Below are 12,321 nucleotides of genomic sequence, written 5' to 3' on the forward strand. Positions count from 1 at the left end.
CGTACTCGCACCAGTTGTGTGTGAGCAATCGACGCTTCTAAATTCCTGATGATCGGCTCATCTAATCGATTGTCACATTCTGTTGTCGTGCTTTCGGAACAACTGCGCGTGTCGTAGCCTGTTCGGCTCTTCAACCCTCATGGCGTAGGAGATCGTCAGGCGTTACGGCCAGTCATCGTCCTGCGTCGCACGGAAGACTTGAATGGAAGCACAAGCCAAGCCCACCAGCGCACTCGCGCGCTGGATCACCGGGCGTCAATCGTACTTTCTCAAAGTCGGCGGCGCGCCCGAGACGGATAACTTATCCATTTTCTCAGTCCATGCCGTCGAGCGGCTCGGCGAGCCCTACCGCATTACGCTCGAACTCACTGCCAAGACCGAACTCGCGCGCGCGGACTATCTCGGCAAGCGCGCCAAGTTCACGATCGAGCCGCCCGCCGATAGCGGCGAGCCGCGCATCTTCGACGGCTGCGTGACGCGCTTTACGCGGACCCGCAAGACTCGCGATTTCACTGCTTACCGCCTCATTGTCGAATCGACGCTGGCGCGTCTGAATCTCACCCAGGCGACGCGCATCTATCAAGACATGTCCGCGCCCGAGATCGTCATTGCAATACTTGAGCGTCACCAGTTTCTGCCGCACCAATACTCGCTCAAGCTGCGCAAGTCGTTCCCCAAGCTCGCGTTTCACATGCAGTATCAGATGTCCGACTGGGCATTCCTGCATCTGGTCATGCAGCAGGCCGGACTGTTCTGCTACACGCGCACCAGCAAGTTTGGCGAGGTGGTGCAGTTTGCCGATGACGTGGATGGCTACGTTTATCGCCCAGACGTCACTGTCCCTTACCGTGAGATCTCGGGGCTTCTGTCGGCTCAAGAGGCGATCTATCAGCTCGAGGCGCATAGCCAGCAGATACCGGCATCGGTACGGGTCGCGAATTACAACCCCGCGCTCGCGTGGGAACGGCTCGCCGCCGATATCAACCTCGCGCTCGGCGATCAGACCACTTACGGCGAAACCTATACCTACGGCACTCACCACCTCGATGCGGCAAGCGCACAGTGGGAAGCGCGTTTGCGCCATGAGGCGGCGCTCTCGCAGCAAATCAGGTTCGACGGCAAAAGCACCAATCACGACCTGCATGCCGGGCTCGTGGTGCGGGTTGACGAGACGTTGCCGGACGCGCCGCATGGCTTGCTGATGACCGAGGTCATTCACGAAGCAAGCCGCGAGCGGGATTACTTCAACTCGTTCAAGGCGATTCCGTGCGACCGGCCTTATCGTCTACCGCTTGACGAAGCGAACTGGCCCAAGATCGCGGGCACGCTCTCGGCGCGCATTACCACGCGCAGTGAAACCGAGTACGCCCAGCCTCGCCCATTTTTACCCTGGTGAAAATTTTCAGGCGGTTGTTGATTTAGCCCATAAGCAAAAGCCAAAGGCGACCACGGAGGAAGTGATTCAATGCCTCAATCACTATGCCGACCATGACGATTTTCTTGATCTAAGTTAGAGACAAAATGACATCAATTGCTTGCATAGGCGACAGCACCACTCACGGCGGCTGCATCATCACCGGATCAGACACGATGGACATCGACGGACGCAAAGGCGCGCGAGTGGGCGATCTCGTGTCATGTCCCGAACACGGCGTCAATCCGATCATTCAAGGCTCGGACATGCTAACCGACACCAACGGCGAACACGTTGCGCTGGATGGCCATCTCACAGCGTGCGGCAGTCGAATAATTGCCTTGGGCGATCATGGCTCGATTGATTGACTAGCTCTGATCGTGAGATCACGCGCTCGGGCAGGTACGAGCAGACCGGGTCGACGTGCGCAACATCAACTATTTCCGCGGGACGGTGCCGGCCGGCTGGCGGCATCGATGGAAGCCGGTGTCGAGACACGCTACGAGCGCGACCCAAAGGAACGCTCAGTGCTCGCAAGGTCGGCAAGCAGGCCCCAGAAGATTGCCACTACGACTCACGACCGCCAAGACTGCTGGAAGCCGGTAGTCTGCATCCACGACCGATAGACCAAAGCGACTTCATGGCACCAAGTAGCGATTCTTCACGCTCATGCTAAACGGCGGAATCACGTCGAACGTATTAATTGCGATCGGGGCAAGATAACCGATTCCCCGGATCTGTCCAAACCACCGCCTGAACTGCCAAACAAAGCGCTAAATCACCTTCCCCGGATTGAGAATCCCATCCGGATCGAGCGCCGCCTTGATCGCGCGCATGGCTTCGAGATCGGTCTCGCGACGGCTCTGCGGCAAGAAGTGCCGCTTCTTCACGCCGATTCCATGCTCGGCCGAAATCGATCCCGCGAACTCGCGCGTCACGTCGTAGATCACACTGTCGATCTCGTCGTGATCGTGCTTGCCCATGCCCGGCACGTCCACGACGATATGAATGTTGCCATCGCCAAGATGCCCATACGTCAGGACGAGCGCTTGCGGCCAGCGTTCGCGCAGGCGCGCCTCGCACTTCTGCGCGGCATCGCCCACCTGCGCGATCGAAAAGCTCACGTCGTACGCCGCGTGATTCGGAATGAAGCGCTGATACTCGCCGGGCGCATCGCGAATCGACCAGAAGTCGCGCGCGTGCGCTTCCGACGACGCAATCGCGGCGTCCGTCACCACGCCGTCTTCCAGCATCGCGCCGAGAAACTCTTCGAAGGCATCGCCGTGACGGACCGGATCGGTGCCGACGCTCTCCAGCAGCACGTAGAACGGATGCGCATCCGCGAGCGGCGCGCGCAGGTTCCTGAGGTTGCCGATAACGGCATCGTGATAACCCGCCCACATCACTTCGAACGCGGATACCCCCGCGGCCAGCCCCGCCTGCGCACGCGTCAGCAGCGTGGTCACCGCGTGAAAGTCCGGCAAGCCGCACCACGCGGTGGCGGTCGCCGTTGGCTTCGGCCGCAATCGCAGCACGACACGCGTGATGATCGCGAGCGTGCCTTCGCTGCCGATCAACAAATGCCGCAAGTCATAGCCGCTGTTGTTCTTGATCATCTTGTTCAAGTCGCCGATGACCTTGCCGCTCGCCAGCACCGCTTCGACGCCGAGTACCTGATCGCGCATCATCCCGTACTTGATGACGCGGTTGCCGCCCGCGTTGGTGGCAAGATTGCCGCCAATGGAACAACTGCCGCGCGCGCCGAGATCCAGCGGAAAGTAAAAGCCCGCCGCGCTCGCCGCTTCCTGCACCACTTGCAACGGCGTGCCCGCTTCCACCGTCATGGTCGCGGAGACTTCATCGATCTCGAGGATACGGGTCATGCGGTCGAGACTGAGCACGACTTCGTCCGTCAGCACGTTCGCGCCGCCCACGAGCCCGGTGAGCCCGCCTTGCGTAACGACCGCCTGCTTGTATTTCGTGCAGAGAGCGAGCGCCTTGGCGGCTTCCTCCGTGTTGCGCGGCCGGACAATGGCCGAAGGCGTCGCGCCCGGCAACCCGCTCCAGTCCACGACGCGCCGGTCGCCGAACTCTTCGGGCAACGCGACGACTTCCGCGCCAAGGGTTTCGCGCAAGGCGCTCACTGCTTCGCGTGCGGTCATTTGATGCTCGTCTCCATGCTGTTTTTGCGGATCACCAGACAGTGTAGCCACCGTCCATGACGAGGTCCGAACCGGTCACGAAGGCGCCTGCGCGCGAAGCGAGGAACACCACCCCGGGCGCGATTTCATCGGGCGTCGCCATGCGGGCGAGCGGCGTGCCGTCGATCCACACCTTGCGCCACGTTTCGTTTTCGAAGCCGCGTTTCGTGAGTTCGGTGCCGACATATCCCGGCGATATCGAATTGACGCGCACGCCATCCGCGGCCCATTCCGCCGCGAGCGAGCGCGTCAAATGAATCACGCCCGCCTTCGATGCGTTGTACGACGCCTGCGGCTGCGGCTTGTTGGCGATCGACCCGCTCATGCTCGCGATGTTCACAATGCGCCCAAACTTCTGCCGCGTCATGTGCCGCGCGGCGCTTCGGCAGCAATAGAACACGCCGTCGAGGTTGACCGCGAGCACCGCGCGCCAGGCGGCATCGTCGGTTTCGAGCGCGGAGGCATTCTTTACGATGCCAGCGTTGTTCACGAGCACGTCGAGCTTGCCGTGACGCGCGACGACGGTATCGAAGGCTTGATCGACAGACGATGAATCCGTCACGTCCAGTGCGACGAACGTGCCGCCGATTTCCTGCGCGGCCTTTTGTCCGAGCGTTTCATCGCGATCCGCGACGACGACCGTCGCGCCCGCGCTCTTCAAGCCTGTCGCAATCGCAAAGCCGATGCCTTGCGCCGCGCCCGTCACCACGCAGACATCGCCATCCAGACGGAAGGCATCCAGTGTCGAACTCATGTGCGCGCTCCTTCGAAGACGACGATATCCGCCGTGCCATCCGCGTGACCGACGATCATCTCGCTTGCAATGCCGGTGAAGAGGCCGTGTTCGACCACGCCCGGAATGGCGTTGAAGCGCGGCGACAGCGCGAGCGGCTCGGGAATGGCTTCGAGATGACAGTCGAGAATCCAGTTGCCGCTGTCGGTGACGACGAGTTCGCCATTCTTCACGCGCCGCTCGATACGCACGCTTTCGTCGAAGCCCGCCGAGACGAACAGATCGCGCAGCAAACGCTCCGTGCTCTGCCAGCCGAACTGGATGATCTCGATAGGCAAGGGAAAGCGCCCGAGCGTATCGAAGACTTTCTTATCGTCGACGACAGCGACCATCTTGCGCGATGCCGCCGCCACGATCTTTTCCCACAGAAGACACGCGCCGCCGCCCTTGATCATGCTGCCCTGATGATCGATCTCGTCCGCGCCGTCGATAGTCACGTCGAGCCGGTCGATCTGCCCTAGATCGGTCAACGGCACACCGAGTTCGAGCGCAAGCTCACGCGTGGCGTTCGACGTCGGCACGCCGACGATATCGAGCCCGTCCTTCACGCGCGGCGCGAGCGCACGCACGAACCAGTGCGAGGTCGTGCCCGAACCGAGACCCACCTTCATGCCCGGCTTCAGATAGTGATCGACCGCCTTGTTGCCAGAAACGAGTTTTGCTTCGTCCTGTTTCGATGCGGGTTTGAGCTGGGCATAGCCCGGTTCGATATACGTAGCCAATTGCGTCTCCGTTGACTTGCTTAGTCCATGAATTTGTCGGTGAACCACGGGTCGAGCGCGGCGAGATTGTCGGGCAACTCGCGGCCTTGAGCGAGGCCGAGCATTGCCACGAGCATGTTCACCACGAGCAGATGGTTGATCCGCGCCGTGAGCGGCGTGTACAGCTCGGTGTTCTCATAGGCGGGCACGGCAATGGTCAGATCGCACGTCTGCGCGAGTCGCGAGCCGGGCGCGCAAATGGCGATGGTGATTGCACCCTTGCCCTTGGCCATGGCAGCGGCCATTACGAGCGACTTGGTCGAGCCGGAATGCGAGAAGAACACGGCCACTTCGTCGTTGCGCAAGGTTGGCGCGAGCAGCAACTGACGCTGGCTTTCGAGCACTACGCGGCAATGCAGCCCCAAGCGAAAGAACTTGTGCTCGGCATCGAAGGCAATGGTTTCGGAGATGCCGAGGCCGAACAGAAAGATGCCCTTCGCCTCGATCAGATACTTGGCCGCGCGCTCGATGGCGCTCGCATCGACATCCTTGGCGAAGCGCTGAATGGCGTGCAGCGAGTTGTTGATGATCTTGTTGCAGACGTTCTCGGGCGCGTCGGCGTTGGTGATCGCTTCGTAATCGAAGGGCGCTTGCGGAATCAGACCCTGGCCCAGACGCACCTTGAAGTCCTGATAGTCCGCGCACTCGAAGCGCCGAAAAAAGCGCACCACGGTCGGGTCGCTCGTCTGCGCCGCTTCGGACAACTCGGCCATGCTCATCTTGAGCGCGGCTTCGGGCGCGCCCAGCAAGACATCGGCGATACGCAAGGTCGCGCCCGTCAGCGCAGGGTGTTCGAGCGCAATGCGCCGCAACAGGTCGTTTCTCATCAGGCTCCCGGCAGGCGCGACGCATTGAGCGCGGCGCACCTTGTTACTAGATCGGCGAACGAGTCGAGCCGGGCATCCTCGGCGACGGGAACGTCGGGTCCCGTGCCCCAGTTGACGATCAGGCAACGCACCTGCGCACGTTCGGCGCATTCGGCGTCGATGCGCGTATCGCCGATATAGAGCGCATGCTCGGGCGCGACGTCGAGCGCTTCGAGCGTCGCGAGCAGATGCCGGGGATGCGGCTTTCTCTGTGCAAGCATATCGCCTCCGATCACCGAGCTGAAGTACTGCTCGATGCCGAAATGCGCGAGCACCGCCTGCGCCAGATGCTGTGCCTTGTTCGTGCATACGCCGAGCTTGATGCCCGCCGCATGCAGCGCGGGAATCGCGGTGAGCGCGTCGGCGTACACGGTCGCTTCGCCAACCGGGTGCTGCTTGTAAATGGACAAATACGCTTCGACGTCGGCGCTCACGCGATCATGATCGAGCGTGAGACCCAAGCCCTTATACAACTTGTCGATCAGCCCGAACGAGCCTTCGCCGATGTACTGCGCCACGAAGCTCACCGTCTGCGGCGGCAGGCCATGCGTCGCGAGCAGACGATTCACCGCGTTGGCGATATCGGGCGCCGTGTCGACGAGCGTGCCATCGAGGTCGAACACGATGGCATCGACAGGAACTTCCGCGAGATTGACGGTCATCGGTTGGTGCTCTCCGGGTAGGCGGGTTCGGCTGCGATACGCTCATAGACCGGGCGCAACGTGTCGTACAGCGTGCGGAAGGTTTCGAAACGTGCGTCGTAGAGCGGCCCGAGCCGCGCGTCGGGACTGATGCGCTCCGTCACGCGCAAGGTGCTGACGGCTTCGTCGAGCGTGGTCCACCAGCCCGCGCCCACGCCGGCCGCGAGCACCGCGCCGTATGCGCCGCCTTCCGACGCGCCCGTGACAGTGGTGACTTCGCGTTGCAGCACGTCGGCAAGCAGGCGCAGCCAGAAGGGTTCGGCGGTCGCGCCACCGGACACCCGCACTTCGTTGCAGGCGAGGCCTGCGCTTGACCCCAGCGCCGCGATGGCGCGAATGTTCAACAACACGCCTTCCATGACGCTGCGCACGAGGTGCGAGGCGTCGTGCATCGAGGTGAGGCCGATCCACGCGGCACGGCCGTCGGCGGCAACGTGCGGGCAGCGTTCGCCGAGCAGATAAGGCAAAAACAGCAAGCCGTCCGATCCGGGCGCGGCGGCTTTGGCGAGATCGGTCATCTCCGAGAACGACAGCGCGGGCGTCATGCGTCTTAGCGCACCGCGCAGCCATTCGAACGCGCCGCCCGCCGACAGCGTCACGCCCATCACATGCCAGCGGCCCGGCGCGTTGCCGCACGAAATCTGCAACTGGCCTGTCGCCACCGGACACTCCCGCATGCCGCCCGCGACGATACCCGCCGTGCCGATGGTCACGCCGAGCGGTCCGGTATCGATCGCGCCCATCGACGTGGTCTGGATTACCGAATCGCCGCCGCCGCCGAAGACGGGTGTATCGGCGGACAGGCCCCACGCTTGCGCAAGCTCAAGCCGCAAGACGCCCGCGCGTTCGGTCGACTCCACGACCTTCGGCACGAGGCTCGCGGGCAGGTCGAGCAGCGAGAGCAGCGCTTGCGACCAAGCGCGGCGCTTTACATCGAAGAGGCCGGTACCGGATGCATCGGATACATCGGTGATATGTTCGCCCGTCAGACGCAGGCGCAGATAATCCTTCGGGTTCAGCATGCGCCTCATGCGCGCGAAGAGTTCGGGCTCGTGCTCGCGCATCCACAGGAGCTTGCCCGCAGTGAAACCCGGCAGCATGCGGTTCTGAACCATCGCAAGCAAGCCGTCGAGACCGCCCGCGCGCGCGGTGATCTCATCGCAATGGGGCGCCGCGCGTTGGTCGCACCAGAGAATCGCGGGGCGCAGCACGTTGTCGGCTTCGTCGAGCGCGGCGAGACCATGCATCTGACCCGACAGGCCGATACCCGCCACCGCACGGCGATCCGGCAGCGCGGCGAGCACTTCGGTAAGCGCGCTTTGCGTGGCCTGCCACCAGTGCTCCGGGTCCTGTTCCGCCCAGCCCGGACGCGGCGAGACGAGCGGATAAGACGCGAGCGCCTTCGCCGCCACGCGCCCATTGCCATCCACCGCGATGACCTTGCACGCGGACGTCCCCACGTCGATGCCGAGAAGATAGCGTTCCATCGTCGCTCTCCGCTCAGGCGCCGTGTCGCAAACGCACGTGCTTCAGATGCAGATACCCTTCCATGCCTTCGCGGCCGTGCTCGTAGCCCGTGCCGCTCTGTTTGCGGCCGCCGTAGGGCGCGTTCATGATGCCCGCATCGACGTGATTGATGGCGACGTTGCCGAAGTCGAGTTCGCGCGAAAGCGTGAAGCTCTCCTTCACGTGCTCCGTGTACGCATAGGCCGCGAGTCCGGCGGGCGTGCCGTTGGCTGCATCGATGGCTTCGTCGAGCGTCTTGTAAGGCGCAACGCCGATCACCGGGCCGAAGGTTTCCTCGTGCATGACGAGCATCTCGGGCGTGCCATCGGCGATGACGGTCGGCGCGAGAAACAAGCCCGCGCCGGAACCGAGCGCGGAAGGACGCCCGCCGCCGCAGAGAATGCGCGCGCCGCGCTCGCGTGCGTCGTCCAGATGCCGCTCCACCTTGACGACGCCCGCGCGCGTGGCCATTGGTCCGATATCCGCGCGTTCGTTGGCCACGCCATCGGCGACGACGAGTTTGTTCGCGCCTTCGGTTAGCCGCGCGAGAAACGCGTCGTAGACCGACTCTTGCACATACCCGCGATTGATCGAGATGCAGATTTGCCCGGCATTGCGAAACGCGCGCCGCAATGTGCCCGCCACGGCGAGATCGATATCGGCATGCGCGGTCACGATGAGCGGACAACTGCCGCCGAGTTCCAGCGACAGACCTGTGATGCCGCGCACCGTGCGATAGATGTCCTCGCCCGCCGTGCCCGAACCCGTGAACGCGACCTTATCGATACGCGGATGCCCGACGAGCCGCTTGCCCGCCTCACGCGCGCCCATCACCAGATTGGCGACGCCCGCTGGCAAGCCCGCGCGATCCACGCAGCGAAACACGGCTTCCGCGCTCGAAGGCGTGTACTCGGAAGGCTTCACGACGATCGTGCAACCCGCCGCCAGCGAAGCCGCGAGCTTCCAGCCGATCAGTTCGACCGGATAATTCCACGGCGCAATGGCCGCGACCACGCCGACCGGTTCCTTCTCCACGAAACTGACGAAGCCATCCTCTTCGTTCGGAATGGTTTCGCCATAGATACGCACCGCCTCTTCCGCGTAATAGTGAAACGCCTTCGCGAGTTTGCGCGCTTCGCCTTGTGCTTCGGCCAATGGCTTGCCCATTTCCACCGTGATCGACATGGCGATCGCGCGTTCGTCCTTCGCGATTTCATCGGCGATGGCGTGCAGCAGGCGCGAGCGTTCGAACGGATTCACGCGCCGCCATGTTTTGAACGCGCGCGAGGCGGCTTCGATTGCGGAATCGATCACGTCCTGGCTCGCATCCGGCGCGCGGGAAACGACTTGCTCCGTGCTCGGATTCGTTACGTCGATCCATTCGCTCACGCCTTCTTTCGTGAAGCGTCCATCGATATACATCTCGCAGTGTCGTGGTTCTGTCATGGCGAAAAAGTGGTGAATGCGTTTATTGCGAGACGAAGTTGACGCGGATCGCGTCGACGGCCACCGCGACGAAAATCAGAATGCCGCCGATCATCTGCACGTAGAACGACGGCACTTCGGTGATCGCTAGACCAACGTGGATCACCGTGAGCAGCAGCACGCCGCCGAGAATGCCGAGCGCGCCGCCGCGTCCGCCGAACACGCTCACGCCACCGATGATCGGCGCGGCAATCGCATACAGCAGGAAGCCTTCGCCCTGATCCGAGGTAATGGCCATTTGCCACGCGGCAAGCAGATAGCCCGCGACGCCCGAAAGAAAGCCCGACAACGTAAAGGCGATCACCTTCACGCGATTCACGCGAATGCCCGCCGAGTTGGCCGCGAGCGCGTTGCCGCCGGTCGCATACAGATAACGTCCGAGCACGGTCTTGCGCAGCAAAAAGCCCATGCCCAGCAGCACGACGAGAAACACGATAGGCATGACCGGCCAGTTGTTGATGGTGTACTGCCCGATCCAGATATAGCCGGCGGACATATCGGAGATGGTGTTGCCCTGCGTGACCGCAAGCAGCGAGCCTTGCAGCACGATCATCACGGCGAGCGTCTGGATCAGCGAGACCATCTTGAGGCGCGTCACGCACATGCCGTTGAAAAAGCCGATAGCCGTCGCCGCCGCGATGCCCACCGGCACGCCGACAGCGGGCGACAAGCCGAGCCGCGTCGAAACGATCGCGCCGATGGCCGCCGAAAAGCCCATGTTGCTGGCGATCGAGAGGTCGATCTCCGCGACCATCAGCGGCAACGAAACCGCGAGCGCGAGCAAGCCGAGCACGGTAGCCTGCACGAGCACGTTCTGCAGATTCGAGAGCGTGAAGAAGAACGGATTGAGTACGCCGAACACGATCACGAGCGCCGCGAGCCAGAGCCACACGACGTTCTGAAAGACCCACTGCACGCCCGCTCTGCTGCGCTTCGTGCCCGGCGCCGCGTTCGCCTTCGACAACGTGGCCGGCGCCGGCGTGATATCGCTACCTGATTGCATGGACTCTCTCCTCATGTTTGGCTCGCGAGCGGTTCCGGTTCGGTTTGTACCGACGCGGTTTCGACGTTGAACGCCGATTGCAGGATCGCGTCCTTCTCGATCTGCGCGCCCGTGTATTCACGCTCGATGCGCCCGCCCACGAACACGCAGACGCGATCCACCATGCGCACCATCTCGTCGAGATCGCTCGTGATGACGATCACCGAGAGGCCTTCGCGCGTCAGCGTGTCGATGATTCGGTGGACTTCTTCCTTCACGCCGACGTCGATGCCGCGCGTGGGTTCATCGAGAATCAGAAGGCGCGGCGACGTGGCGAGCACGCGGCCGAGACACACCTTTTGCTGATTGCCGCCCGAGAGCGTGCCGAGCAGCACTTCGGGCGTGGCCGCCTTCACGCGAAAGTGTTCGAAATAGCGTTTGACGACGTGACGTTCCGCGCCCGCGTCGATCACGCCGCCGTGCGAGACATCCGCGAGACTCGACAGCGTGATGTTGTGCGCGATGCTCTGCAGACCGACGAGGCCATCGCGATGCCGGTCGTCCGACAAATACGCGATGCCGCGCTCGAACGCCGGACCCGGATGATTCGGCATGACGCTTGTGCGGCCGTCGTGCGAGACGCGACCGCTTTTTGCGCGATTCAGGCCGAAGAGCGCCAGCGCGAACTCCTTCGCGCCCGATCCCGGCAAGCCCGCGAATCCGACGATCTCCCCCGGCGCAATCGAGAAGCGCTCCACGTCCACGCCCGGCGCGACCAGGTCTTCGACGAGCCACGCGGCGCCCGCCGCGTCGCCTGCGCCGCGTGCACGGGTGGCTTCGCGGTCGCGATAGAAAAGCGGCACGTCGCGGCCGATCACGAGTTCGGACAGGCCGTCGGAGTCGATCTGCGAGAGGTCGTCGTGCTCGCCCGCGAGTTTGCCGTTGCGCAGCACGGAGACGCCGTCGCAGATATCGAGAATCTCTTCGTTGTAGTGCGAGATGAAGACGAAGGTCACGCCGCGCGCCTTCAGGCTGCGCATGAAGTCGAACAGATGTTCGCGGTCGGCGAGCGTCAGCGCGGTCGTGGGTTCGTCGAGAATCAGCAGCTTGCCGCCGCTATGCAGCGCACGCAGGATGTTGAGCTTGCGCTTGGCGACCGCCGACAGCAAACGCGCGGGCATGCGTGGATCGAAACCCGTTCCTTCGAGCGCGATCTCGACGCTTTGCATCTGCGCGCGCTGGTCCACCTGTTTCAAGAGGCCGCGCTTGACCGGCCAGCGGCCCAGCATGAGATTGTCGGCGACCGACATGGAGTCGACGATCATCGGTTCCTGCGTCACGAGGAACACGCCGCGCGCTTCCATCTGCTTGACGTCCGAGCCTTGCATGTCCTCGCCGTCGAAGGTGATGCTGCCTTCGGTCGGCGCCGTCTGGCCGGAAATGAGCCGCACGAGCGTCGATTTGCCCGCGCCGTTTTCGCCGAGCAGACCGTGAATGGTGCCGCGCCGGATATTGACCGACACGCGATCCAGCGCGACTACCGCCTTGTAGCGCTTGACGACATCGTGCGTTCTCAGGATGTACTCGTTGCTGCTCATATCCGCCATGAAGC

11 protein-coding genes are annotated in these 12,321 nt (G+C 63.1%); 2 read left to right on the top strand and 9 right to left on the bottom strand.

Features of this window, described 5'->3' with window-relative positions; all coding sequences use genetic code 11:
* The first annotated feature begins 202 nt into the window (after window positions 1-202).
* Complete coding sequence (locus tag LDZ28_RS27945) at window positions 203-1,396, top strand: type VI secretion system Vgr family protein (RefSeq protein WP_244831879.1); 1,194 nt, start codon at window positions 203-205, stop codon at window positions 1,394-1,396.
* Between the two features lie 125 nt (window positions 1,397-1,521).
* Window positions 1,522-1,782, top strand: a complete 261-nt coding sequence (locus LDZ28_RS27950; protein WP_244831880.1) for a PAAR domain-containing protein — start codon at window positions 1,522-1,524, stop codon at window positions 1,780-1,782.
* A gap of 405 nt (window positions 1,783-2,187) precedes the next feature.
* Here the strand turns inward: LDZ28_RS27950 and LDZ28_RS27955 are convergent, their stop codons facing one another.
* From LDZ28_RS27955 to LDZ28_RS27995, 9 genes are read right to left on the bottom strand one after another with little or no spacing between them, the layout of a single operon-like run.
* Window positions 2,188-3,576 carry an FAD-binding oxidoreductase gene (locus tag LDZ28_RS27955; RefSeq protein WP_244831881.1) on the bottom strand — a complete coding sequence of 463 codons (1,389 nt, stop codon included), beginning with the start codon at window positions 3,574-3,576 and terminating at the stop codon, window positions 2,188-2,190.
* 31 nt (window positions 3,577-3,607) lie between these two features.
* Window positions 3,608-4,369 carry an SDR family NAD(P)-dependent oxidoreductase gene (locus LDZ28_RS27960; RefSeq protein ID WP_244831882.1) on the bottom strand — a complete coding sequence of 254 codons (762 nt, stop codon included), beginning with the start codon at window positions 4,367-4,369 and terminating at the stop codon, window positions 3,608-3,610.
* The gene (gene rpiA, locus LDZ28_RS27965; protein ID WP_244831883.1) at window positions 4,366-5,130 is read right to left on the bottom strand and encodes a ribose-5-phosphate isomerase RpiA; all 765 of its coding nucleotides are present in this window, start codon (window positions 5,128-5,130) and stop codon (window positions 4,366-4,368) included. The genes LDZ28_RS27960 and rpiA overlap by 4 nt, the downstream gene beginning before the upstream one ends.
* Window positions 5,131-5,150: 20 nt before the next feature.
* The gene (locus LDZ28_RS27970) at window positions 5,151-5,996 is read right to left on the bottom strand and encodes a MurR/RpiR family transcriptional regulator (RefSeq protein WP_244831884.1); all 846 of its coding nucleotides are present in this window, start codon (window positions 5,994-5,996) and stop codon (window positions 5,151-5,153) included.
* Window positions 5,996-6,697: an HAD-IA family hydrolase gene (locus tag LDZ28_RS27975; RefSeq protein ID WP_244831885.1), complete on the bottom strand. Its 702-nt coding sequence runs from the start codon at window positions 6,695-6,697 to the stop codon at window positions 5,996-5,998. The genes LDZ28_RS27970 and LDZ28_RS27975 overlap by 1 nt, the downstream gene beginning before the upstream one ends.
* Window positions 6,694-8,223, bottom strand: a complete 1,530-nt coding sequence (xylB, locus tag LDZ28_RS27980) for a xylulokinase (protein WP_244831886.1) — start codon at window positions 8,221-8,223, stop codon at window positions 6,694-6,696. The genes LDZ28_RS27975 and xylB overlap by 4 nt, the downstream gene beginning before the upstream one ends.
* A 13-nt stretch (window positions 8,224-8,236) precedes the next feature.
* Window positions 8,237-9,688: an aldehyde dehydrogenase gene (locus LDZ28_RS27985; RefSeq protein WP_244831887.1), complete on the bottom strand. Its 1,452-nt coding sequence runs from the start codon at window positions 9,686-9,688 to the stop codon at window positions 8,237-8,239.
* Window positions 9,689-9,710: 22 nt separating this feature from the next.
* Entirely contained in the window at window positions 9,711-10,730 is a 1,020-nt protein-coding gene (locus tag LDZ28_RS27990) for an ABC transporter permease (RefSeq protein ID WP_244831888.1), read from the bottom strand.
* Window positions 10,731-10,741: 11 nt separating this feature from the next.
* Entirely contained in the window at window positions 10,742-12,316 is a 1,575-nt protein-coding gene (locus LDZ28_RS27995) for a sugar ABC transporter ATP-binding protein (RefSeq protein ID WP_244831889.1), read from the bottom strand.
* Window positions 12,317-12,321 lie beyond the last annotated feature (5 nt).

It is taken from the genome of Caballeronia sp. TF1N1, from assembly GCF_022878925.1.
Classification (GTDB): domain Bacteria; phylum Pseudomonadota; class Gammaproteobacteria; order Burkholderiales; family Burkholderiaceae; genus Caballeronia.